The organism is Brachybacterium sp. UNK5269 (assembly GCF_049266655.1).
In the GTDB taxonomy this organism is placed as follows: Bacteria; Actinomycetota; Actinomycetes; order Actinomycetales; family Dermabacteraceae; genus Brachybacterium.
The window spans coordinates 325,331-347,643 of the sequence record NZ_CP184883.1 but is presented as its reverse complement, the minus strand read 5'-3'; the positions used below and the strand labels follow the sequence as shown (position 1 = coordinate 347,643).

Genomic DNA, 22,313 nt, shown 5'->3' with positions numbered 1-22,313 from the left:
CGGCCGGTCTCAGACGACGACGCCGCCGGGGACGGCGTCCTGCCCGGGCCCGACCTCGACCTGGACGAGCGCCGCCTCGATGCTGCTGGTCGCGGCGGTGACGTCGCCGCCGAACACCATCAGCAGGATGACCGCGACGACCACGCCCAGCACCACCGCCGCTGCGGCGCCGAGGGCGACCGCGAGCACGGTGCTGCGGCGCGTGGAGCTCCGCGGCGCGGTGAAGGACCCCGAGGCGGTCTGGGGGGAGGTGAAGCTCGGCGGGCCGTACTGCGACGGCGAGCCGATCTGCGGCGGGGACGAGGTCCAGCGGGGCCCGGTCTGCGGGGACGGCGAGCCGGCGGTGAAGCCGCGCTCGACCTGGCCGGCGCGGATCGCCTCGAGGGACTCCGGGGGGACCTGCGGGGCCGGCCGCTCGGGACGCGCCGCCCCGGGCGCGTTCTCGGGCAGCGGGTCCAGGGTGTCCCGGATGTCGATCGGCGTCCCGTCGGCATGGGTCAGCGGGTAGCCCTGCGGCACGCGGGGCAGGTCGCGGCGCACCGCGTCGGCGTCCTGGTAGCGGTCCTCCGGCTGCGGGGCCACCAGTCTGCGGATCACCGCGGAGAGCTTGGGGGTGACCCCGCGCAGGTGCTGGGTGAGCTCGTCGGGACGGAAGGCGCCGTCGTGCAGCTTGATTGGGCCGTTCAGGGCCACCAGCGCCACCACGCCGGCGGCGTAGAGGTCGTGGGAGGCGGCGGGCTCCGCCATCGCGAACAGCTCGGGGGCCATGTAGCCGGGGGTGCCGTTGACCATGCCCACATGGGTGAAGCGCACGTCGGTCTCGTGGACCGCGATGCCGAAGTCGGCGAGGCGGGAGACCGGGTGGGCGCGGCCGCGGGGCTCGAACATGATGTTCGCGGGCTTCACGTCGCGGTGGATCCAGCCCTCGGCGTGCACATGGGACAGGCCGTCCAGCAGCTGGTCCAGGAGCACCACCACGGCCGGCTCGGCGAGCTTCCCCTTGGTCTTGACCATCGACTCCAGCGTGCCGCCGGAGACCAGCGGCATCGCGATCACCACGTGCTCGTCCTCGGCGCCCCAGCCGTAGGGGGTGAGCAGATGGGGATGGTCGAAGCTGACGCCCTTCTCGCGCACGAACCGCATCAGATCCGCGGAGTCGCGCTGGCGCAGGACCTTGGCGGCGCAGATCTCCTTGGTCTTGGAGTCCCAGGCTCGCCAGACCGACCCGGAGCCGCCCTTGGCGATCAGGTCGATGAGCGCGAAGCGCCCGACAATAACGTCAGCCATGATCTTTCCAGCATAACGTCAGGAACCATCACGGCGTTATGCTGACGGCGTCCGCTGGGCGGCGGCACGACCGGAGGGGGTTCTCGTGGGCAGCTTCGCGCAGGGCCGGGCACCGCTCGAGGACAGCGGGTTCTGGGACCCGGTCGCATTCTCCTGGCCGCTGATGGGCATCCTGCTGGCCGTCACCGCGGTCCTCACCATCGCCTTCGTCGTCTGGACGGTGCTGCAGCCGGAGGAGCCGCGGCGCGACACCACGCCGCTGGTGGACCGGGCCACCCGGCAGGACCGCTCCCGGGCCGCGACCATCCGTCGCCGACTGGACGCGGACGCCGGGCGCGCCGACCCCGCCGAGCCCGAGCTGAGATGACCGCGCCCCGGCCGTACGCTGTTCATCTCGCGGTGGCCGGGCGCTCATCCCGGCCTCCCACCCCGGCCAGATCCCGCGCCTAGGGTGCCGGGACACTGCTCGCCGACCGCAGGAGGAGCACCCATGGGCACCGGACGCACCCTGCTCCTGGCCGTCGACGGCCTCGCGGACGGCGAGGGTGAGCGCGTCCTTCCCACCGGCGCCACGCGGCTGCGGATCCGGCCCGGTGGGCCCTCCGAACCGGCCCCCGCGCTCGTCGGCCTCCTCACCGGCGCCTCCGTCGCGCAGACGGGCGTCGCCACCCAGGACCCCTTCCGACCGGACCGTCCCGGCAGCCGCTCCACCTGGTACGCCCGCTCGCTGCGGGTGCCCACCCTGTTCGCGCAGGCCCGCCGGGCGGGGCTGGTGACCGCGGCGCTGCAGTGGCCCGCCACCGCCGGCGCCGAGATCGACCTGTGCCTGCCGCTGGTCGAGGACCTGGGCCACTACCGCAACCGCTGGGAGATGGCCGAGCTGACCAGCTCGCCGCGGATGGCCGCCGAGCACCTCGCCCCGCGCCGCGCCGCCGGCGTGCAGCTCTCGCAGGTGCCGCCCGACGAGCTGGTCGCCGAGATCGCCGTCGACGTCCTCGCGGCCGGGCCCGTCGACCTGCTGGCCGCCCGGCTGACCGGGCTGGGGGCGGTGCGCCGCGCCGAGGGGCTGGACTCCCTGCAGGCCGCGCGGTCGCTGGTCGACACCTCCGAGGCGCTCGAGCAGATCGTGGCGGCCTTCTCCCCGGGGGCCGGGGACCGCCTGCTGCTGGTGCCGGGGCGCCCCCTGCTGCCCACCGCGCTGCTGGTCCACCCCAATGCGGCGCTGGCCGCGGCGGGCCTGGTGGACACCGACGGTCCGCGGCTGACCGGCTTCCGCGCCCTGGTCTGGCCCGACGGACCCCGCGGGGTCCTCCACGTGCGCCGGGAGGAGGGCTGCGCGCTGCGGGAGCGGGCCCTCACCGCGCTCGCCGCGCTGGCCGCCCACAGCCGGCTGCAGCTGCGAGGGGTCGAGGACGGGGTGGGAGCCACCGCGGAGACCGACGTGATCGCCGTGCTCGAAGGGACCCCGGGGACCCTCTTCGGCCTCTCCGCGACCCATCGCCCCCTGGTCGAGGGCAGCGACCCCTACTACGCGGGCCCGCGGGCGGTCACCGACCCCTCGGCGCCCGCCACCGCGCTCGCGCAGGGTCCGGGGCTGCCAGCCGCCCCCGCCGAGGGCTCCTGGGCGGATCTCGGGGTGAGCCTGGCCCGGGCGGTCGGGGTCGAGCTGCCGGGGGCGACCGCGTCCGGCCTGCGGCCGGTCGCGACCGCGCAGCCCGTCTGAGCTCAGCGGGCCCGACGCAGCGGCGCGGTCACCGCGTCCCAGGCCCGTCGCAGCGGCCCGGGGGCGGGCTCGGCCATCCGGTCCCGCAGGTCGTCGAGGGCGTGGGACTGGTGGGCGATGTGGTGGGCGCCGTCGCGCAGCGCCGGCAGGGCGGCGCCGTCCGCCACCTCCTGCGGGGTCACGTCGACGCGGAGCACCAGGTGCACGGCCCGGCGGCCGTCGGCGTCCAGGACCACCTCCAGGGAGTCCGCCGCCCCCAGCTCCGCGGCGATGTCGGCGCGCAGCCGGGCGATCGCGGCGTCGAGCCGCTGCGAGGAGGAGGCGTCGGCCCGCACCGCGGCGGCCAGCGGGACGGCGACCAGGTTGCCGCCGACGTCGGAGATCGCGTCGATCACCTCGTGGCGCCCGATCTCCCGGCCCGCCTCGCGCAGCGTGAGCTGCTGCAGGACCAGGCGCAGGGTCCCGGTCGAGGCGTGCTCGACCATCACGTCGCGGAGGGCCGCCACCGCCTCCGGGCTGCCGTCCCAGGCCGCACGGTCCCCGACCGGCCGGTCGACTCGAGTCATGGCCAGAACCCTAGCCGCCTCCGCGGCGGAGGTGCTCCGCCTCAGCCGTGCAGCGCGCCGTGCGCCGCCGCGATCTGGAAGCGCCGGGCCTCCTGCGCGGCCGGCCCCGTCCCGTTGACGGCGGGGTCGTGCCCCGCGCCCGGGATCTCGAGGTGGTGGTGGGCGGCGCCGGCGGCCGTCAGGGCCGCGGCCAGGGCGCGGGAGTCCTCGACCAGCTCGTCCTGCGAGCCGGTGACCAGATGCACCGGGGGCAGTGCGCCGAGGTCGCCGAGCAGGGGGCTCAGGCGCGGGTCGTCGCGCGGGACCGCCCCGGCGTAGAGCCGGGCCGCGACCTGCAGCTCCTGATCGGCGTGGTCCTCGCGGGTGAGGTCCGCCCAGGGCGATTCGAGCAGGAGCGCCGCGGGCGCGTCGGCGCCGCGCTCGGCCAGCAGCTGGGCGACCGCCAGGGCGAGTCCGCCGCCGGCGCTGTCCCCGGACAGCACCCACCGGCCGGGCCGCAGGTGCGACTGCGCGGCGAGGCCGTCGAGAGCGCCGAGGACGTCCTCGACGGCGGCCGGGAAGGGGTGGCGCGGCGGGAGTCGGTAGTGGATCATCGCCGCGGCCGCGCCGGAGCGCCGGGCGACCTCCTCGAGCCAGGCCCAGCAGTTCCGGCTCTCCCCGTACAGGTAGGAGCCGCCGTGCAGGTGGACGATCGTCGCGGCGGGGGCCAGCTCCCGGTCGATCCAGGTCACCGGGACGTGCTCGGCCCTCTGCCGGGTCACCCGGGAGGCGGCGGCGACGGCGCGGGCGGGGCGGGAGGGCCGCTGGGAGGCCAGGATGCGCAGCGTGCGGACGAGGCTCATGAGGGCATCTTCCCATGGAACCCCGCCCCGGCAGGGTCGATCAGGGGGCGCGGACGAGCTCGTCGTCGACCGTCCGCGGCAGCCCCGCCCGGAACCCGGCGACCGCGAGCAGCAGCCCGGTGCCCGCCAGGAAGATCAGCACCACGGCGGTGGAGCCGGTGGCCCCCAGCAGCGTCCCGGCCGCGATCGGTCCGAGCGCGGCCAGGATGTATCCCAGCGGCTGCGCCATCCCGGACAGCCTCGCCGTCACCAGCGGGGAGCGGGTGCGGGCCGGTAGCAGCGCGATAACGGTGGGGAAGGCGAAGCCGCCGATGCCCAGCACGCACGCCCACAGCACCGGGCTCACCGCGGGCGCCAGCAGCAGGCCGAGGTAGCCGGCGGTGGTCAGCAGGCCGAAGCTCGCCACGATCCAGTGCAGGCCGCGCGCCCGGGCGATCACCGTGGGCATCACCAGTCCGCCCACGATGCCCCAGCCGGCGATCATCGCCACCAGCGTCCCGGCCCGGGCGCGGCTGAGGCCGGCGTCGGTGAGCAGCTGCGGGAGCATGCCGAACTGGGTGTAGGCGTTCAGGGACTGCAGGGCGAAGGTGAGGGTCAGCGCGATCGCGGTGGGCGAGCGCAGCAGGGAGCCGGTGAGCTCGCTCCGCGGCGGCGAGGGCGGGAAGTCGTGCCGGGTGCGGGTCAGGACCAGGGCCCAGACGATCACCGCGAGCACCCCGATCAGGCCCCAGGCCTGCAGGGATCCCCGCCAGTTCGCGGCGACCGCGTCGGCCAGCGGGACCGCCAGGGCCGCGCCGAGCGAGCCGCCGACGGCGAGCACCACGCTGTACAGGGTCATCAGGGCGACGGTGCGCATGCCGCCGTGCAGCTTGATCCAGGCCGGCACCAGCACGTTGCCGAGGGCCGGACCGAGCAGGACCAGCGCGGAGAGGGCCACGAACATCCCGAAGGAGCCCGCCAGCGGGCGCAGCAGCAGGCCGATCACGACCAGCACCATGGAGGCGAGGACGGTGCCGGTCAGGCCCAGCCGGCGGGCGATCGGCACCGCGAGCAGTCCGAGGACCCCGAAGGCGAGGCACGGCAGCGCGGTGAGCAGGCCGGCGGCGAGCGCCCCCTGCCCGTAGGCGCGAAGGACGCTCTCCATCAGCGGGCCGACGCTGGTGGCCCCGGGGCGCAGGTTCAGCGCGATGACGCCGACGGCGAGCACCGCGAGGACGGAGCCGACCGCGACGGTCCGGCGCGGAGCGGAGGTGGTGGAGAGCATCACCGCTCCCTTCTACACGGCCGCCGGGGACGATGGCCATCGCATGCCTGCGATCTCACGGCTGTGGTGCCGCTCTCGCCGCCGACCCCGGCCCGCTCCGCGGCCCCCGCGGGGGCCTACCCTGGTCGCCGTCCGGCCCGCCTCCACCCCAAGGACACGATGACCTCCGCCGCCCCTGCGCTCGATGCGCCCGCGCCCCGCCCGCACCCCGTCGACCAGGTGCCCGCGCCGGGGAAGCTCGCCGTGCTCTCGGTCCAGCACGTCCTGGCCTTCTACGCCGGCGCGGTGATCGTGCCGCTGCTGATCGCCTCGGGCCTGGACCTCTCGGTGCAGGACACCATCCACCTCATCAACGCGGACCTGTTCACCTGCGGCATCGCGACGCTGATCCAGTCGGTGGGGTTCTGGAAGGTGGGGGTGCGGCTGCCGATCATCCAGGGCGTGACCACCACCGCGGTGAGCCCGATCATCGCGATCGGGCTGGCGGCGACCGGCGGCGAGGGCGGCCGCGAGGGGCTGCCGATGATCTACGGCTCGATCATCGTGGCCGGCCTGCTCACCTTCCTGGTGGCCCCGTACTTCGCGAGGATCCTGCGGTTCTTCCCGCCGGTGGTGATCGGCACCGTGCTGACCACCATGGGCATCACGCTGCTGGGGGTCTCCGCCGGCGACATCACGAACTACGCCGAGGGCACCCCGGCCACCCGCGACATCCTCTACGCGCTGGGCACGCTGGGGATCATCGTGCTCGTCCAGAGCTTCTTCCGCGGCTTCCTGGGCACCATCGCGGTGCTGCTGGGCCTGGTGATCGGGACCGCGGTCGCGGTGCTGCTGGGCGACACCTCCTTCAGCGGCGTCTCGGCGGCCTCGGCGATCGGGGTCACCACCCCCTTCCACTTCGGCATCCCGGCCTTCTCGCTCACCGCGATCCTCTCGATGGTCATCGTCATGCTGATCACCATGGTCGAGACCACCGGCGACGTCTTCGCCGCCGGCGAGATCGTCGGCAAGCGGATCCGCCCGCGGAACATCTCCGAGGCGATCCGGGCCGACGGCCTGTCGACCCTGCTGGGCGGCGTGCTGAACTCCTTCCCGTACACCTGCTTCGCGCAGAACATCGGCCTGGTGCGGCTGACCCGCGTGAAGTCCCGCTGGGTGGTCGCCGGGGCCGGCGTGATCATGATCGTCCTCGGCGTGCTGCCGAAGGCCGGCGCCGTGGTCGCCGCGATCCCCTCCCCCGTGCTGGGCGGCGCCTCCCTGGCGCTGTTCGCCTCGGTCGCCCTGGTGGGCATCCAGACCCTCGCGAAGGTCGATCTCACCGACAACCGCAACTCGGTGATCGTCGGCACCGGGCTGGGCCTGGCGATGCTGGTCAGCTTCAAGCCGGAGGTCGCCGGGGTGTTCCCCGCCTGGGCACAGGTGTTCGTCTCCTCCGGCGTGACCGTCGGGGCCCTGACGGCGATCGTGCTGAACGTGCTGTTCTTCCACCTCGGCTCCCAGCGCGGCGCCCATGTCACCACCGACGCCGCGGGCCGCCGCCTCGGCATCGAGGAGGTGGGCGCCATGGACCGCGACACCTTCGTGGCCACCTTCGGCTCGCTGTTCAACGGCGCCACCTGGCCGCTCGAGCGGGCCTGGGAGTCCCGTCCCTTCGCCGACGCACCCGCGCTGCGGGCCGCGATCGAGGACGCGGTCCTGACCGCCGACCGCGCCGAGCAGGACGCCCTGGTCGCCAGCTACCCGGACATGGCCACGCTGGTCACCGCCGATGAGGCCGAGGCCGACGCGATCAGCCAGGACGTCGGCTCCTTCGCCCTGGAGAACCTCACCGACGGCGACGTCGAGGAGCTGCGCGAGCTCTCCGCGCGGTACGCCGAGAAGTTCTCCCTGCCGTTCGTGGCCTTCCTCGGCCGCACCGACTCCTTCCGCCAGATCGTGGAGGACGGGGTGCGCCGACTGGACCACTCCGCCGAGCAGGAGCGGCGGGTGGCCCTCGGCGAGGTGGTGGAGATCGCCGGCGACCGCTTCGTGATCATGGTGGCCGACGCGAACCCCGTGGGCACCGCGTGGGCGCGGAAGTTCGAATCGCTGCAGTGACCGCCGGACGGGGCGCCGGACATCTCTGACCAGGTTCTTCACGCCCGCCGTCGATCGTGGACGTCTGCCCGGTGCGGCAGTACGGTGGGGTGAGCGCCCTCGCCCCGCGCGAGGGCGGCCACCGATCGAAGGAGTCGCCATGCCCCGCACCGTCACCAGCACCGCCAGCACCGCCTGGAAGGGCGATCTGCTCTCCGGCACCGGCACCACCACCCTCGAGACCTCGCGTCTGGGCACCTTCCCGGTCACCTGGAAGGCCCGCGCGGAGGAGTCCGAGAACGGCACCACCTCCCCGGAGGAGCTGCTGGGCGCCGCGCACGCCGCCTGCTACTCGATGCAGTTCTCGAACCTGCTGGCCGAGAACGGCACCCCGCCCACCTCCCTCGACACCTCCGCGGCGGTCGACTTCAACATCGGCGAGGGCGGGATCACCGGCATCGCCCTGTCCGTCACCGCGCAGATCGACGACATCGAGGACGCCGACTTCCAGCGCCTGGCCGACGAGGCCAAGACCAGCTGCCCGGTCTCCAAGGCCCTCGCGGGGGTCGAGATCACCCTCGAGGCGACGCTGGGCTGAGCGCCCCGCCCGGGCGCTCCGGGCTCGGCCCCTGGGCGCCCTCGGGCGCCGGGCGCTGCGTAGTCGGGGCTATGGGCGCCCTGCAACCCCTACTGTGCAGCGCCCGATCACGATGGAGCGCGGGATAGGTCCGCCATGAGAGAGATCCCCCGCTACTGGGCGTCCGTGGACGAGGTGGTGACGTTCCCCGAGACGGGACGGTTCCATCTCGTCCTGCGGGGCTCCTCCGACCTGTCCGTCGAGGACGCCCGGCGTGACGCCCGGGAGCGCCTGGACCGGCTGGTCGCCGCCGGCGGCCCGCAGCGGGGTCGCCGCGGCCTGGAGTACTACCCCGACCGGCGCCTGCCCGAGGAGCTGCTCCAGGAGATCCTCGGCCCCGGCGGCGAGCTGATCGCGGTCATCACCCGCAACCGGTACGGCGCGGCCGTGCTGAACACCGATGCGGTGCTGATCAGCGATGTCGACCTCCCCGGCGGGCCGGCCCCGGCGGACCGGCCCGGCGGCCTGGTCGCCCGGCTGTTCGGCAGGTCGCGCGGGCAGCGGCCCGCCGCCGAGGATCCCGACGAGTACGGCCTGCCGGGCAGCGGCCCGCGCGGCGAGGACCACCAGCGGATCCTGGCCCGGATCGGGGACTTCTGCGCGGACAATCCCGAGCTGGGGGTCCGCACCTACCGCACCCGCAACGGCTTCCGCCTGCTGCTGACGGGCACCGGCGCCCGGCCCGGCAGCGGCCGGGCGCGGGAGCTGATGGACGAGCTGCGCAGCGACCGGCTGTACATGACGCTGTGCCGGGTCCACGACTCCTACCGGGCGCGGCTGACCCCGAAGCCGTGGCGGATCGGGGTGCGCCGACCACCGGGAGGGGGGCCGTGGTCGGCGGACGCCGAGCGGTACCGGCGCTGGGTGGAGGCCTACGAGGCCGCCTCGCAGGAGGTCGCCGTCTGCCGCCTGATCGGGACCGCGGGTCCCGCCCCCGACGGAACCGAGCAGCAGCTCATCGACCTCCACGATCGGGCGGTGAAGGCGGACTCCGGGCTGCGGCTGGCCTGAGCCCGCCCGCGGCGCCTCAGTGCGCGACGGTGGCCTTCTCCGCGCCGGCCCCGGTCATCGAGCGCACCTCCATCTCGGCCTGCTTGAGGTCGTTGCGCTCCGAGGAGGTCACCGAGCCCAGCCAGCCCAGGAAGAAGCCCAGCGGCACGGAGACGATCGCCGGGTTCGTCAGCGGGAACCAGGCGATGTCGAGGCCCGGGATCATCGCCGTCTCGGAGCCGGTGACCACCGGGGAGAAGGTGATGAGGAACAGGGCGCTGAACAGGCCGCCGTAGATGCTCCACAGGGAGCCGCGGGTGTTGAACCGCTTCCAGTACAGCGAGTACAGGATCGAGGGCAGGTTCGCGCTGGCCGCGATCGCGAAGGCCAGCGAGACCAGGAACGCCACGTTCTGCTCGGCGGCGAGGATGCCGCCGACGATCGAGACGGCGCCGATCACCACCGCGGTGCGCCGGGCGACGGTGATCTCCTTCTTCGGATCCGCGGTGCCGTTCTTGATCACGCCGTTGTAGATGTCGTGCGCGAAGGAGGCCGAGGCGGTGATGGTCAGCCCCGCCACCACCGCGAGGATGGTCGCGAAGGCCACCGCCGAGATGATGCCCATCAGCACGGTGCCGCCGAGCGCGTAGGCCAGCGCCGGCGCGGCGGAGTTCGAGCCGCCCGGCAGCGTGCCGATGACGTCCACCCCGACCATGTAGGCCGCGGCGAAGCCGAGCACCAGGGTGCACAGGTAGAAGAAGCCGATCAGCGCGATCGCCCAGACCACCGAGCGGCGGGCGTCCTTCGCGGTGGGCACGGTGTAGAAGCGCATCAGCACGTGCGGCAGCCCGGCCGCGCCGAAGACCAGCGCGATCGCGAGCGAGACGAAGCCGAGCTTCGAGGCGCCGGAGGTGCCGTACTGGAGCATCGGCTCGAGGATCGCGCTCCCCTCCGGATGCGCGTCGACGGCCTGGCCGAGCATCGCGGAGAGGTTGAAGCCGTTCAGGGCCAGGATCCACACGGTGCTGACGCCGACGGCGGTGATCAGCAGCACCGCCTTGATGATCTGCACCCAGGTGGTGCCCTTCATGCCGCCGATCAGCACGTAGGCGATCATCACCACGCCCACCACGGCGATCACCAGCGACTGGCCCACCCGGCCCTCGATGCCGATGAGGAGGGACACCAGGGCCCCGGCCCCGGCCATCTGCGCGAGCAGGTAGAAGAAGGTGACCGCGAGGGTGGAGGTCGCGGCCGCGGTGCGCACGGGCCGCTGGCGCATGCGGAAGCTGAGCACGTCGGCCATCGTGTACTTGCCGGTGTTGCGCAGCGGCTCGGCGACCAGCAGCAGCGCCACCAGCCAGGCGACCAGGAAGCCCACGGAGTAGAGCAGTCCGTCGTAGCCGTAGAGGGCGACGGCGCCGACGATGCCGAGGAAGGAGGCGGCCGAGAGGTAGTCGCCGGCGATGGCGATGCCGTTCTGGCGCCCGGAGAAGGCGCGGCCGCCGTGGTAGAAGTCGCCGGCCGAGGTGTTGGTCCTCGAGACCCGGACCACCACCACCAGGGTGACGACCACGAAGGCGAGGAAGATCGCGATGTTCAGGATCGGGTTGCCGAACTCCATCAGAGGGTGCCCTCCAGCTCGTCGCGCAGCTTGCCGGAGATCGGGTCCAGCGACTTGTTCGCGTGTCGGATGTACAGCCAGGTGATCAGGAACGTCATGGCGAACTGGCTGAAACCGAGGACGATCCCGAGGTTGAGGTTGCCGATCAGCCGGATCGACATGAAGCCCTCCGCGTAGGTGGACAGCAGCACGTAGGCCAGGTACCAGACCAGGAAGGCGATCGTCATCGGGATCGCGAAGCCGCGGAAGCTGCGGCGCAGCTGCGCGAACTCCGCGGACTGCTGGACGGCGAGGAACTGCTCGGCGGTGGGGGAGGTCTGCTCGACCGGATCCGGCGCGGGGCCGACAGATCCCGGGGGCGAGGACGTCATGGGCACAACTCCTTCGTTCTGCTCAGCGGCCCCGGCGCGCTGCCGGATCCGCGGTTCGAGGAGACCGTAGCAGTCGTGATGGCGGTCACGTCGACCATCGCCGGTGTTGGTGAGGGCGCAGCACGTCCGGTCCGCGTCCTGCCGCTTGTTACGTTGACCAGATGGATCTCTCCGACGTCTCCCTGGCCGGCACCGACGACGGCTTCGTCCATGTGCGAGGAGCCCGCCTGCACAATCTGCGGGACGTCGACGTGGATCTGCCGCGCGGCCGCCTCGTCGCCTTCACCGGCATCTCCGGCTCCGGCAAGTCCTCCCTCGCCTTCGGCACGATCCACGGGGAGTCCCAGCGCCGCTATCTCGAGTCCGTCGCACCGTTCGCCCGGCGCCTCATCGGCAGCGCCGTCGATCCCCGCGTCGAGTCCGTCACCGGGATGCCGCCGACCGTCGCCCTCGAGCAGCGCACCTCCGTCGGCGGCTCCCGCTCCACCGTCGGCACCACCACGAATCTCTCCAACTCGATCCGCCTGCTGTACTCGCGGGTCGGGGAGCATCCCCCCGACGTCCTCGAGCGCGACTCGACCCTCCACAGCGGTCGTCTGACCTCGGACTTCTTCTCCCCGAACACGCCGGACGGCGCCTGCCCGCGCTGCCACGGAGCGGGTGTCCTGCGGGAGCCGACGGAGTCCTCGATGGTCCCCGACGACTCGCTCTCGATCGCCGACGGCGCGATCGCGGCATGGCCCGGGGCGTGGCTGGGCACGAACTTCCGCGACATCCTGGCCACCCTCGGCATCGACATCCACGCCCCCTGGCGCGAGCTGCCGGAGGGGGTCCGCGACTGGATCCTCCACACCGAGGAGCAGCCGGTGGTCACCGTCGAGCCGTTGCGCGAGCCCGGCCAGGCCCACGGCACCTACCGCGGCCAGTGGCGCAGCGTCGAGAGGTATCTGCGCGACACGGTGTCCAACTCCGCCGCGGAGTCCACGCGCCGTCGGGCCCTGTCCCACTTCGAGGTCTCGACCTGTCCGCTGTGCGACGGGCACCGCCTGGGGCCCGACGCCCTGCGCGTCACCTACGTCGGCCTGCCGATCTGGCAGCTCATGCAGTTGCCTCTGGAGGATCTCCTGACCGAGCTGAGCGGGCGTCTCGCGTCGCTGCCCGAGGGTGAGGGCTCCCCCGAGGACGAGGCCGAGCGGATCCTGCTGCCCTCCGTGCTGCCGGTGCTGCGCACGATCGTGGGCCTCGGTCTCGGCCACCTCGCCCTGGACCGTCCGGCCCGGACCCTCTCCACCGGTGAGCTGCAGCGGCTGCGACTGGCCTCGCAGCTGCGCTCGGGCCTGTTCGGTGTGGCCTACGTGCTCGATGAGCCGTCGGCCGGGCTGCACCCGAGCGAGAAGGGCGTGCTGCGGCACCTGCTGGACACCTTCATCGCCGAGGGCAACTCGGTGCTGCTGGTCGAGCACGACATGACCCTGGTGGCCGACGCCGACTGGATCATCGACGTCGGCCCCGGCGCCGGCACCGACGGCGGCGAGGTGCTGTACTCGGGCGTCGTCGAGGGCCTCTCCGAGGCCGACGATTCCGTGACCTCCCGCTACCTGGGCCCGCCGCCGCTCCCGCTCAGGGGCCGCGCCGAGGCGCGTGAGCTCGGCGGATGGCTCGAGATCGACTCCGTGCGCATCCGCACCCTCCGCGACGTCGATCTGCGACTTCCGCTGCGGTCGTTCACCGCGATCACCGGGGTCTCCGGCGCCGGGAAGAGCACCCTGCTGCTCCACGGCCTCGGCACCGTGCTCGGCGACCATGTGCGCACCACCGTCGCCGACGACCCGGACCCGGCCATCGACACGGAGGGGGAGAGCCCCCTCCGGGGCGGTGACGGGTCCCCCGACGATCAGCTGCGGTATGCGGAGGTCCGCGGCAGCGAGGGCATCGACCGGCTCGTGCACCTCACGCAGAAACCGATCGGCCGCACCCCACGCTCCTGCCTCGCCACGTACACCGGCCTGTTCGACCGGGTGCGGCGACTGTTCGCGGACACCCCGGCCGCCAGATCACGAGGCTGGGGCGTGGGCCGCTTCTCCTACAACGTCGCCGAGGGCCGCTGTCCGGAATGCAGCGGCACCGGGCACATCGAGGTCGAGCTGGTGTTCCTGCCCGGCTCCTACGCCACCTGCCCCCGCTGCCGCGGCACGCGCTACAACCCCGAGACGCTCGAGGTGCAGTGGGAGGGCCGCACGATCGCCGACGTGCTGGACCTGTCCGTCACCAGGGCGCGCGAGGTGTTCGCCGAGGACCCCCGCATCGCCCGTGCCCTGGACGCGCTCGCGGCGATCGGCCTCGGCTACCTCACGCTCGGACAGCCCGCCACCGAACTCTCCGGCGGGGAGGCGCAGCGGATCAAGCTCGCCACCGAGCTGCAGCGCACGGTGCGCGGCCACAGCGTGTACCTGCTCGACGAGCCGACCTCCGGGCTCCACCCTGCTGACACGGACCTGCTCGTCAACGAGCTCAACCGGCTCGTGGACGCAGGTCAGACCGTGGTCGTCGTCGAGCATGACCCGCGCGTCATCGCCCAGGCCGACCATGTGATCGACATGGGTCCCGGCGCCGGCGAGAAGGGTGGGCGCATCATCGCGCAGGGCACCCCGGCCGAGATCGCCACGGCGGAGGCCAGCATCACCGGGCGGTGGCTCACGCAGAGGTGATCGGCGCAGCGGACGCTCCCCACCGATCGGTCGCTCCGGTGCCGGATCGCGGCCGGCGGGCCTACGATCACGCCATCGGATCCGGGAGGAGCGCCATGGCTCGTCTGCACCGCGTGGCCCCCGGGATCGACCCCGGCTTCTCCCGGCGCTACGCCGAGGACGGCACCGTGCATTATCCGGGCCCCGACGGCAGGCCGGCGTCGGCCGCGGAGCGGCAGCGCATCGAGGCGCTGGTGATCCCGCCGGCCTGGACCGAGGTGTGGATCTGCCGGGACGGGGACGGACACATCCAGGCCGTGGGCACCGACGCCGACGGGCGCCGGCAGTACCTCTACCACCCCCGCTGGCAGAGCCGCCGCGAGCGGGACAAGTACGAACGGGCGCTGGCCCTGGCCGAGACGCTGCCGCGGGCGCGGCGGCGCGTCACCCGCGCCCTGCGCGGCGGGGAGATCACCCAGGAGCTGGTGCTGGCCGTCGCCTTCCGGCTGCTGGACCTCACCGGGCTGCGGATGGGCTCCGAGTCGGCGCTGCGGAAGGGCCGCAGCCGCGGACTGACCACCCTGCAGCGGCGGCACGCCCGGGTCGATGGGGCGCAGGTGACCCTGCGCTTCGTGGGCAAGGGCCGGATCGTGAACCACCTGAGCCTCGAGGACGCGGAGCTGGCGGCGGCGATGGAGCTGCTGGTCGCGGGCGATCCGCGCACCCGCCTGCTGAGCTGGCGAGAGGGCCGGCGCCGGCGTCACCTGTTCCCGCCGATGGTCAACGCGTACATCGCCGAGGTCACCGACGGCGCCTTCACGGCCAAGGACTTCCGCACCCTGCGCGGCACCATCGTCGCCGCCCGGACCCTCGCCGAGATCGGGCCGGTGCGCGGCCGCCGGGCCCGCTCCAAGGCCGAGGTCGCCGCGGTGAAGGCGACCTCGAGCGCGCTCGGGAACACCCCCGCGGTGGCGCGCGGGTCCTACATCGATCCGCGGGTGTTCAGCCGCTACCGGCGCGGGCAGCTGCTGGACACCTCCCGCTCCCCCGCGGCGGCGCTGCGGGACCTGGTGCTGGGCTGAGCGCTCAGCCGCTGAAGCCGCCCGCGCCGGCCATGTCCCGGAACCGGGAGTAGTGGCCCTCGAAGGCGACCGGGATCGTCTTGGTGGCGCCGTTGCGGTGCTTGGCGATGATGAGGTCCGCCTCGCCGGCGCGGGCGGACTCCTTCTCGTAGTAGTCCTCGCGGTGGATGAGCAGGATGAGGTCGGCGTCCTGCTCGATCGAGCCGGACTCGCGCAGGTCGCTCATCATCGGGGTCTTGTCCTGGCGCTGCTCGCTGCCGCGGTTCAGCTGCGAGATCGCGATGACCGGCACCTCGATCTCCTTGGCCAGCAGCTTCAGGGCGCGGGAGAACTCGGAGACCTCCTGCTGACGGGACTCGACCTTCTTGCCCGAGCTCATCAGCTGCAGGTAGTCGATCACCACGAGCTTGAGGTCGTGCTTCTGCTTGAGCCGGCGGCACTTCGCCCGGATCTCCATCAGCGACATGTTCGCGCTGTCGTCCATGAACAGCGGGGCGTCGGCGATGCGGCTCATGGCGCGGGCCATCGCTTGCCAGTCGCGGTCGTCCATGGAGCCGTCGCGCATGCGGTTCATCGGCACCTGCGACTCGGCCGAGAGCAGTCGCATCGTGATCTCGGTCTTGTCCATCTCCAGGGAGAAGATGACGCTGGCCATGCCGTTGTGGATCGAGGCGGAGCGCAGCACGTCCATGCCCAGGGTCGTCTTGCCCATCGCGGGGCGGCCGGCGAAGATGATCATCTGCCCGCCGTGCAGGCCCTGGGTGAGCTCGTCGAACTCCGCGAAGCCGGTGGGGATGCCGGTGACCTGGCCGCCGCGGTTCTGGGTGGCCTCGATGGTGTTGAGGGTCTCGTCGATCACCTCGCCCAGCGGCACGAAGTCCTCGCTCTGGCCGCGCTCGGTGACCGCGTAGATCTGGGCCTGGGCCTCGTTGATGGCCTCGTCGACCTCGCCGCCGTCGGCCGCGTAGCCGAGCTGGACGATGCGGGTGCCGGCCTCGACCAGGCGGCGCAGGGTGGCGCGCTCGACCACGATCTCCGCGTAGTAGCCGGCGTTGGCGGCGGTGGGGACCATGTCGATGAGGTCGGCGAGGTAGGCGCCGCCGCCCACCCGCTGCAGCTCGCCGCGCTTGTTGAGCTCGTCGGAGACGGTGACCAGGTCGGCGGGCTCCCCGCGGCCGTACAGGTCGATGATCGCCTCGAAGATCATCTCGTGAGCGGGACGGTAGAAGTCGTGGCCGCGGACGGTCTCGACGACGTCGGCGATGGCGTCCTTGGACAGCATCATGCCGCCCAGCACGCCGCGCTCGGCGGCGAGGTCCTGGGGAGGGGTGCGCTCCAGCCCGCGGTCGGGTCCGGCTTCGAAGGCCTGAGTAGATGTCACCGAGCCAGTGTAGGAAGCCCGGCCGACCTCCGGGACGTGAGGTTCCCCCGGTGGGGACGGGCGGGCGCTGGGGAGGGCGGATGCCCCGCGCTCAGATGAGGCGGATCTCGGCCCCGGCCGGTCGCAGCGCCGCGACGTCGCCGTCCAGCGCGAGCGCCGGGGTGGAGGAGCCGAGCGCGGCCTCCGGCACCCCGCGTCGGGCGATCCGGATCGCGAGCTCGGCCACCATCCGCGGGGTGGTGCCGTAGCCGGGGTTGCCGGTCGCCTCCCAGCTCGCCTCGAAGACGGTCCGCTGATGGGTGGTGAAGGTGCCGCGGATCGACCACGACCAGCCCGCGTCGACGTCCTGGCCCGGTCCCTCCCCGCTCGCGGGCAGCACGCGCCCCAGCCCCGCGGCGACCGCGGCGCGCAGGGGGTGGGGCAGCCGGGAGAGGCGGACCATGCCGCGCTGGGCGGCGGCGATGGAGTGCGCGGCGGCGCGGCCGGCCGGGGTGGCCGCGCCCAGGGACATGGCCTCGCGGTACGCCAGCGGCGCCTGCGCCGCGCCCGGGACCGGCGAGAGCGCCTGGGTGCGGTGGATCACCGGCGGGTTGATGGTCGCCAGTGGCGACTGCGGGGCCAGCGCCCGGCCGCGGGGGAACCGGGCCCGCAGCACCAGCGGGGAGGCCGCCCGCACCTCGTCGGCGTCACCGGCGGTGCCGGGAGCGGCGCCGTCGGCGGGGATGCGGACCGCCACGTCGGCCATCCGCGGCGGCTCCGGATCGGCGAGGCTCGCCAGCAGGCTCTGGATCGTGCCGCCGGAGACCGCGTCGAGCAGGCCCGCGCCGGGGGCGGCGGTCACCGAGACCTCGAGGTCCGCCGAGCGCAGCTGATGGCCGCGCGCGGCGGCGGCGCGGCGGGCGAGGTCGGTGAGCACGTCCATCGGCAGCGCCTCGAAGCCCGCCGTGTGCACGAGCGCGATACCGGCCTCCTTGGCCGCAGAGTGCAGGTCGCGGTCGGTGCGGATCACCAGCTGCGGCTCCCCGGTCAGGTCCAGGTAGTGGGTGGCGCTGCGCAGGCAGGCCGCAAGCACCGGCGGGGCCAGGCGGGTGTAGGGCCCGGCCAGGTTGATCAGCACCGCGGCGCCGCGCAGCAGATCGTCCAGGGACGCGGGGTCCTCGACGTCGGCGCGGACGAGCTGCGGGACGGGGATGCCGCGGCGGGCGCAGAGCGCGCGGATCCGGTCGGGATCGCGCCCGCCCGCGCGCACGGTGATCCCGGCGGCCTCGGCGCGCTCCTGCAGATGCGCGAGCGCGACGCGGCCGGTGATGCCGGTCGCGCCGAGCACCGCGATGATCGAATCCGGCCGGTGGCCGGCGCTCACGGTGCGGGATCCTCGAGATCGGTCGGCATGACCGAGTCCGTCGCGGCGGGCATCCCGATCACGTAGGCGGCCTGGGCGATGTGCTGGATGGCGTCGTCGAGGATGCTGACCAGTCGGGCGCCACGGGTGACCGGCGGGTCCCACTCGGCGTCGACGACGTCGTCGAGCTGCGATGCGGCGAGCGCGCCGAGGTGGGTGTCGACCGCGGCGAGCGCGGCGTCGACGTAGCCCAGCAGCAGCTCGGCGTCCTCGACGATGATCCGGCGGGCCTCCTCGGGGCTGTGGCCGTAGCCGACCGCGTCGCCCGCGGGGCCCAGGCCGAAGCGCGCATCGAAGCCCTGGGCGGTCCAGACCTCGTGGTCACCGGTGAGGGCGGCGAGCTGCACGTCGATCTCCCGGCCGGAGTGCCACAGCAGCCAGGCGACCGAGTTGTCATGGCCGCCGGGGCGCGCGTTCAGCGTCGCGGGGTCGAGCTGGGGCCGCAGCTGCGCGGCGGCGTGACGGGGGCGGGAGGCGAGGTCGCGGAGGAGGTCGAGGCAGTCCATGGCTCGACGCTACGCCGCCCGGGTGCCGGCCGTCAGCGGAACCCTCAATCCGCGGCGACGACGCCCTCGCCCTGCTCGGGGTGGCGCTGCAGCCAGCTCTCGATGAAGGGACAGATCACCGTGACCCTCAGCGTGCTCGCCCGGGCCTCGGCGAGGGCGGTGCGCACCAGCACGGAGGCCACGCCCTCGCCGCGGTGCGCGGGATCGGTGACGGTGTGGACGAGCTCGATGCGCCCGCGGGCGCGCTCGTAGATGAGGATCCCGACGGTCTGGCCCGCGCGGACCGCCTCGTAGCGCTCCGCGCCGGTGTTGTCGCGCACCGCGATGCGCTCCTCGGGGCCGTGCTGATGCTCGTCGATGTCGGTCATGGGACGCAGCTCCCTCCGCCGGTGCCTCCACGGTACGGCAGGCCGGCCGACGCCGACAGAGCCCCGACCGCCCGTCCCGCCGGTCGCGGCCGCGTCCCCGTGCGACCATGCTGGGCGTGCTGAACGAGCGAACCGACCACCGTCCCGACCGCAGCGCCGCCACGGGAGGTGGGCCGGCCGCCGCGGCGGCGGAGCGCCGCGCCTTCTCCCGCGCCTCCGACGCCCTGCAGAGCCACCGCGAGCCCTCCGAGGTCTGGGGCGACGAGCGGGAGGCGGTGAGCATGGCGCTGCGCTGGGCCGCGGCCCACACCACCGTCGCCACCGATCCCAAGACCACCGCGCGCAGCGCCGCCGAGCTGCAGGCGGACGTCGGCGAGACCATCACCGAGCGCGGCATCGGCGCCCGGCGCGCGATGGAGCTGTTCGACGAGGTGCTGCTGCCGGCCACCCGCTCCGCCGAGGACCCGATGAACCTCGCCTACATCCCCGCCGCCCCCACCCGGGCCGCGGTCGCCTTCGACACCGTGGTCTCCGCCGCGAACGTCTTCGGCGGGATGTGGGAGAGCGGCGCGGGCCTGATCTTCGCGGAGAACCAGGTGCTGCGCTGGATCACCGACCTGCTGGGCTGGCCGGCGGACGCGGCCGGGGTCTTCGTCGCCGGCGGCACCAGCGGGAACCTCTCCGCCCTGGCCACCGCCCGGGACCACGCGCTGCGCACCCGCGGCGCGCGCCCCGCCGGCGGCTGGGCGCTGGCCTGCGCCGCGACCGCGCACTCCTCGGTCTCCGCGGCCGCCCGCCTGCTGGACATGGAGGTGGTCACGGTGCCCCTCGACGAGCGCGGGCACCTCACCGGGGAGGCGCTCGCCCCGCTGCTCGACGCCGACGAGCGGATCTGCGCGGTGGTCGCCTCGGGCGGGACCACCAATGCGGGGATCGTCGACGACCTCGCCGCGGTGGTGGAGGTCGCCCACCGCCACGGGGCCTGGGTGCATGTGGACGGCGCCTACGGCGGGGCCGCGCTGGCAGCGCCCAGCGTCCGGGCCCGCTTCACGGGTATCGAACGGGCCGACTCCTTCATCGTGGACCCCCACAAGTGGCTGTTCGCCCCCTACGACTGCTGCGCGCTGGTCTACCGCGACCCGCGTCCGGCGGCCGCCGCGCACTCCCAGCACGCCGCCTATCTCGACTCGATCGACCGCGGCGAGTCGAATCCTGCCGACCTCGCCGCCCATCTCTCGCGGCGCACCCGCGGGATGCCGCTGTGGTACTCCCTGGCCACGCACGGCACCGCCGCGTACTCCGCCGCGATCGAGCGCTGCCTGGCCGGCGCCCGCACCGTCGCCCGCGCGATCGAGCAGCTGGACCATCTCGAGCTGCTGCTCGAGCCGGAGCTGTCCGTCGTCGTCTTCCGCCGCCCCGGCTGGACCCAGGAAGCCTATCGTCGCTGGTCGCAGCGTCTGGCGACGGAGGGGACGCTGCTGTGCGTGCCCACCGCCGTGCTCGGCGAGACCGCGCTGCGGCTCGCCTTCGTGAACCCCGCGACGGATCCCGGCGCGGTGATCGAGGTGCTGCGCACCACCATGCTCGCGGCCGACGGGAGCTGAGGGCTCAGTCGGCGCCCAGGCGCTCCAGCAGCGCGTCGATGCGGGTGACGTCCTGGTCCCGTCCGAGGTGCGTCCAGCCCTCGCGGGCGCGCTGGGCGGCGCGCCGGGCGCGGGCGGTCTGGGCGTCGTCCGCCGCGAGCAGGTGGGCATGGTGGTCATCGACGTAGGCGGCCCAGTACCGGGCGCGGGGCTCATGGCCCGCGGGCACCTCGTCGATCGCCTGCATCACCTCCTGGCGCGCGCGCTCGAGGTCGGCCTCACCCGAGCCCCCCGCCCCGCGGGCCGGCGCCTGGCCGAGCGCGATGAACGCTCCCGCCCGGGCGTCGACCCGGTGGTCCCACAGCAGCTCGGGCGGCAGCACCGGCCGGCCGCCGTCGGGGCGGGTGCGCCGCTCGATCGCCCGGGCCGCCGCCAGCGCCGCGTCGGTGCGTCCGAGGTCCAGGGCCCGGCGCAGGGCGAGCGCGTTCGCCGACAGCTCGGTGCGCAGGTACGGCCCCCGCTCCGGGCCGGGGGTGGCGAGGTCGTCGACGAGCCAGCCGGCCGCGGCGGCCAGACGGCGCAGCTCGACGAGCGCGGCCCCGTGGTCGCCGGTGCGCTCGTGGATGCTGGCGGCGAGCCGGGCCGCCTCCAGCAGCGCGCGATGGTCGCGGTGCTCGCGGGCGATGCCGCGGGCCTGCTCGAGCGGGACCCGCGCGGCGTCGTACCGCTGGGCCTGCACGCGCTGCGCCGCGACCGCCAGCAGCGGGGTCGTGCGCAGCGCGTCCCGGCCCAGGGTGCGCTGGAGGGAGGCGAGACGACCGGCGGTGAAGGAGGCCTGGGCGGTGGCCCCGGCGGCCATCAGCGCCTGCAGCAGCGCGGTGATCAGTCCGATCCGCAGCGGCGGGTCCTCGACGTCGTGGAGGGCGTCCAGGGCGTCCAGGGCATGGCGCACCGCCTGCAGCGGGTGCTCGATGCCGAGGGTGCGGGCCAGCACCGCATGGGCGGCGGTGGCCGTGCGCGAGAGATCCGCGACCGGACCGCCGGCGTCGGCCTCCTCCTGCTCGGCGAGCTCCAGCACGTCCAGGGCGGCCGTGGTCGCCCCCGCGGTGTCGCCCACGGCCTCGAGCGCCTGGGCCAGCCGCAGCCGCAGCTCCTGCTCGGGGTCGACCAGCAGGCGCTCGCTCACCGCGGGCAGCGCGGTCAGCGCCGCGCGCAGGCGGGCGACGGCCCGCCGCGGATCCACCGTGCCGGCGCGGGCGGCGGGGCTGGGGAGCATGGACAGCTCCAGCGCGCGGGCGATGGCGAGCAGCTCCGGCGGGGCCTGCGCGGGCTCCCCGCGGCGGCGACCGCGCGGGCTCCAGGCCGCCTCGAGGGCCGAGCGGGTCGCGGCGGAGGAGCGGCCGCCCAGCGGGCCGCGCTCGAGCAGGACCGTCACCGTCGCCGCGGCCTGCTCGGGGTGGCCGCTGCGGCGCAGCAGCGTGACCAGGTCGGCGGCGTCCCGCTCGATCTGCTCTCCGTCGCCCAGCGCGAAGGCCGCACGGAGGGCGGCGCGCAGCAGGGCGAGACGGTCGGCGGGGGCGGCGGGGAGCGCGCGGAAGTGCTCGGCGAGCGCCCGCGCCTCACCGAAGCGCTCGGCATTGACCAGGTCCCCGACCCGGTGCGCGGCCTCGCGCACATCGCGCGGGCGGGGCAGCGGCAGCTCCGCCGGCCGCAGGGCGACGCGCAGCTCGTCGAGGTCCGGCAGGGCGCCCCGGCCGTGCTCACCACCGGGGTCCGGGACGGAGGCTGCGCCGGAGATGATCACACAGCGCAACCTACCAAGCCGCGGCGAGTCTGAGATCCCTCTCATCGACGGCTCATCGCGACTTCATCCGCCGGGCGTTCACTGCTCCTCGACAGGCACGGACCTCCCCGGGCCGGCCGC

General features: G+C 74.2%; 19 protein-coding genes. 8 read left to right on the top strand and 11 right to left on the bottom strand.

The window, feature by feature from the left end; translation table 11 throughout:
* Nucleotides 1–9 precede the first annotated feature (9 nt).
* A complete protein-coding gene (locus tag ACOJUI_RS01535) occupies nucleotides 10–1,287 on the bottom strand; it encodes a serine/threonine protein kinase (protein WP_422116354.1) in 1,278 nt (425 codons plus the stop codon).
* A gap of 85 nt (nucleotides 1,288–1,372) precedes the next feature.
* Between ACOJUI_RS01535 and ACOJUI_RS01530 the strand changes: the two genes are divergently transcribed.
* Nucleotides 1,373–1,654, top strand: coding sequence for a hypothetical protein (locus ACOJUI_RS01530; RefSeq protein ID WP_422116353.1), 282 nt, complete (start codon nucleotides 1,373–1,375; stop codon nucleotides 1,652–1,654).
* A gap of 123 nt (nucleotides 1,655–1,777) precedes the next feature.
* Nucleotides 1,778–3,010, top strand: a complete 1,233-nt coding sequence (locus tag ACOJUI_RS01525) for a phosphodiesterase (RefSeq protein ID WP_422116352.1) — start codon at nucleotides 1,778–1,780, stop codon at nucleotides 3,008–3,010.
* A gap of 2 nt (nucleotides 3,011–3,012) precedes the next feature.
* Here ACOJUI_RS01525 and ACOJUI_RS01520 read toward each other — a convergent pair whose 3' ends face one another.
* Genes ACOJUI_RS01520 through ACOJUI_RS01510 form a run of 3 tightly spaced genes read right to left on the bottom strand, consistent with a single transcriptional unit; the run spans nucleotide 3,013 to nucleotide 5,682 of the window.
* Nucleotides 3,013–3,576, bottom strand: a complete 564-nt coding sequence (locus tag ACOJUI_RS01520; RefSeq protein WP_422116351.1) for a hypothetical protein — start codon at nucleotides 3,574–3,576, stop codon at nucleotides 3,013–3,015.
* Nucleotides 3,577–3,617: 41 nt separating this feature from the next.
* Entirely contained in the window at nucleotides 3,618–4,418 is an 801-nt protein-coding gene (locus ACOJUI_RS01515) for an alpha/beta hydrolase (RefSeq protein WP_422116350.1), read from the bottom strand.
* A gap of 40 nt (nucleotides 4,419–4,458) precedes the next feature.
* Nucleotides 4,459–5,682 carry an MFS transporter gene (locus ACOJUI_RS01510; protein ID WP_422116349.1) on the bottom strand — a complete coding sequence of 408 codons (1,224 nt, stop codon included), beginning with the start codon at nucleotides 5,680–5,682 and terminating at the stop codon, nucleotides 4,459–4,461.
* 159 nt (nucleotides 5,683–5,841) lie between these two features.
* Here ACOJUI_RS01510 and ACOJUI_RS01505 point away from each other — a divergent pair, with 159 nt between their 5' ends.
* From ACOJUI_RS01505 to ACOJUI_RS01495, 3 genes are all read left to right on the top strand, one after another.
* Nucleotides 5,842–7,779: a solute carrier family 23 protein gene (locus ACOJUI_RS01505; protein WP_422116348.1), complete on the top strand. Its 1,938-nt coding sequence runs from the start codon at nucleotides 5,842–5,844 to the stop codon at nucleotides 7,777–7,779.
* 139 nt (nucleotides 7,780–7,918) lie between these two features.
* Nucleotides 7,919–8,356, top strand: coding sequence for an OsmC family peroxiredoxin (locus ACOJUI_RS01500; RefSeq protein WP_422116347.1), 438 nt, complete (start codon nucleotides 7,919–7,921; stop codon nucleotides 8,354–8,356).
* Between the two features lie 135 nt (nucleotides 8,357–8,491).
* Complete coding sequence (locus ACOJUI_RS01495; protein WP_422116346.1) at nucleotides 8,492–9,406, top strand: hypothetical protein; 915 nt, start codon at nucleotides 8,492–8,494, stop codon at nucleotides 9,404–9,406.
* 16 nt (nucleotides 9,407–9,422) lie between these two features.
* Here ACOJUI_RS01495 and ACOJUI_RS01490 read toward each other — a convergent pair whose 3' ends face one another.
* Both ACOJUI_RS01490 and ACOJUI_RS01485 read right to left on the bottom strand, forming a co-directional pair.
* Nucleotides 9,423–11,009 (bottom strand): cation acetate symporter, encoded by a 1,587-nt coding sequence (locus tag ACOJUI_RS01490; protein ID WP_422116345.1) that lies wholly within the window; start codon nucleotides 11,007–11,009, stop codon nucleotides 9,423–9,425.
* Nucleotides 11,009–11,380, bottom strand: coding sequence for a DUF485 domain-containing protein (locus ACOJUI_RS01485; protein WP_422116344.1), 372 nt, complete (start codon nucleotides 11,378–11,380; stop codon nucleotides 11,009–11,011). The genes ACOJUI_RS01490 and ACOJUI_RS01485 overlap by 1 nt, the downstream gene beginning before the upstream one ends.
* Nucleotides 11,381–11,541: 161 nt before the next feature.
* On the opposite strand from ACOJUI_RS01485, the gene ACOJUI_RS01480 reads away from it, so the two are divergent.
* Nucleotides 11,542–14,088: an excinuclease ABC subunit A gene (locus ACOJUI_RS01480; protein ID WP_422116343.1), complete on the top strand. Its 2,547-nt coding sequence runs from the start codon at nucleotides 11,542–11,544 to the stop codon at nucleotides 14,086–14,088.
* A gap of 95 nt (nucleotides 14,089–14,183) precedes the next feature.
* Nucleotides 14,184–15,149, top strand: coding sequence for a DNA topoisomerase IB (locus tag ACOJUI_RS01475; protein ID WP_422116342.1), 966 nt, complete (start codon nucleotides 14,184–14,186; stop codon nucleotides 15,147–15,149).
* A gap of 4 nt (nucleotides 15,150–15,153) precedes the next feature.
* Here the strand turns inward: ACOJUI_RS01475 and dnaB are convergent, their stop codons facing one another.
* The 4 genes from dnaB to ACOJUI_RS01455 form a co-directional block, all read right to left on the bottom strand.
* Nucleotides 15,154–16,530, bottom strand: coding sequence for a replicative DNA helicase (dnaB, locus tag ACOJUI_RS01470; RefSeq protein WP_422116341.1), 1,377 nt, complete (start codon nucleotides 16,528–16,530; stop codon nucleotides 15,154–15,156).
* 91 nt (nucleotides 16,531–16,621) lie between these two features.
* Nucleotides 16,622–17,893: a saccharopine dehydrogenase NADP-binding domain-containing protein gene (locus ACOJUI_RS01465; RefSeq protein WP_422116340.1), complete on the bottom strand. Its 1,272-nt coding sequence runs from the start codon at nucleotides 17,891–17,893 to the stop codon at nucleotides 16,622–16,624.
* Nucleotides 17,890–18,438, bottom strand: a complete 549-nt coding sequence (locus tag ACOJUI_RS01460) for a mycothiol transferase (RefSeq protein ID WP_422116339.1) — start codon at nucleotides 18,436–18,438, stop codon at nucleotides 17,890–17,892. The genes ACOJUI_RS01465 and ACOJUI_RS01460 overlap by 4 nt, the downstream gene beginning before the upstream one ends.
* Nucleotides 18,439–18,482: 44 nt before the next feature.
* Nucleotides 18,483–18,806, bottom strand: a complete 324-nt coding sequence (locus ACOJUI_RS01455) for a GNAT family N-acetyltransferase (RefSeq protein WP_422116338.1) — start codon at nucleotides 18,804–18,806, stop codon at nucleotides 18,483–18,485.
* 116 nt (nucleotides 18,807–18,922) lie between these two features.
* Here ACOJUI_RS01455 and ACOJUI_RS01450 point away from each other — a divergent pair, with 116 nt between their 5' ends.
* The gene (locus tag ACOJUI_RS01450; protein ID WP_422116337.1) at nucleotides 18,923–20,410 is read left to right on the top strand and encodes a pyridoxal phosphate-dependent decarboxylase family protein; all 1,488 of its coding nucleotides are present in this window, start codon (nucleotides 18,923–18,925) and stop codon (nucleotides 20,408–20,410) included.
* A 4-nt stretch (nucleotides 20,411–20,414) separates the two neighbouring features.
* On the opposite strand, the gene ACOJUI_RS01445 is transcribed toward ACOJUI_RS01450, so the two are convergent.
* Nucleotides 20,415–22,193, bottom strand: coding sequence for a hypothetical protein (locus ACOJUI_RS01445; RefSeq protein WP_422116336.1), 1,779 nt, complete (start codon nucleotides 22,191–22,193; stop codon nucleotides 20,415–20,417).
* Nucleotides 22,194–22,313 lie beyond the last annotated feature (120 nt).

What these genes read in the sequence shown, in the direction of transcription:
- ACOJUI_RS01480 (WP_422116343.1), top strand. Translation starts at nt 11,542, where the DNA reads ATGGATCTCTCCGACGTCTCCCTGGCCGGCACCGACGACGGCTTCGTC.
- ACOJUI_RS01505 (WP_422116348.1), top strand. Translation starts at nt 5,842, where the DNA reads ATGACCTCCGCCGCCCCTGCGCTCGATGCGCCCGCGCCCCGCCCGCAC.
- ACOJUI_RS01500 (WP_422116347.1), top strand. Translation starts at nt 7,919, where the DNA reads ATGCCCCGCACCGTCACCAGCACCGCCAGCACCGCCTGGAAGGGCGAT.
- ACOJUI_RS01495 (WP_422116346.1), top strand. Translation starts at nt 8,492, where the DNA reads ATGAGAGAGATCCCCCGCTACTGGGCGTCCGTGGACGAGGTGGTGACG.
- ACOJUI_RS01535 (WP_422116354.1), bottom strand. Translation starts at nt 1,287, where the DNA reads ATGGCTGACGTTATTGTCGGGCGCTTCGCGCTCATCGACCTGATCGCC.
- ACOJUI_RS01525 (WP_422116352.1), top strand. Translation starts at nt 1,778, where the DNA reads ATGGGCACCGGACGCACCCTGCTCCTGGCCGTCGACGGCCTCGCGGAC.
- ACOJUI_RS01515 (WP_422116350.1), bottom strand. Translation starts at nt 4,418, where the DNA reads ATGAGCCTCGTCCGCACGCTGCGCATCCTGGCCTCCCAGCGGCCCTCC.
- ACOJUI_RS01520 (WP_422116351.1), bottom strand. Translation starts at nt 3,576, where the DNA reads ATGACTCGAGTCGACCGGCCGGTCGGGGACCGTGCGGCCTGGGACGGC.
- ACOJUI_RS01475 (WP_422116342.1), top strand. Translation starts at nt 14,184, where the DNA reads ATGGCTCGTCTGCACCGCGTGGCCCCCGGGATCGACCCCGGCTTCTCC.
- ACOJUI_RS01460 (WP_422116339.1), bottom strand. Translation starts at nt 18,438, where the DNA reads ATGGACTGCCTCGACCTCCTCCGCGACCTCGCCTCCCGCCCCCGTCAC.
- ACOJUI_RS01455 (WP_422116338.1), bottom strand. Translation starts at nt 18,806, where the DNA reads ATGACCGACATCGACGAGCATCAGCACGGCCCCGAGGAGCGCATCGCG.
- ACOJUI_RS01485 (WP_422116344.1), bottom strand. Translation starts at nt 11,380, where the DNA reads ATGACGTCCTCGCCCCCGGGATCTGTCGGCCCCGCGCCGGATCCGGTC.
- ACOJUI_RS01510 (WP_422116349.1), bottom strand. Translation starts at nt 5,682, where the DNA reads ATGCTCTCCACCACCTCCGCTCCGCGCCGGACCGTCGCGGTCGGCTCC.
- ACOJUI_RS01490 (WP_422116345.1), bottom strand. Translation starts at nt 11,009, where the DNA reads ATGGAGTTCGGCAACCCGATCCTGAACATCGCGATCTTCCTCGCCTTC.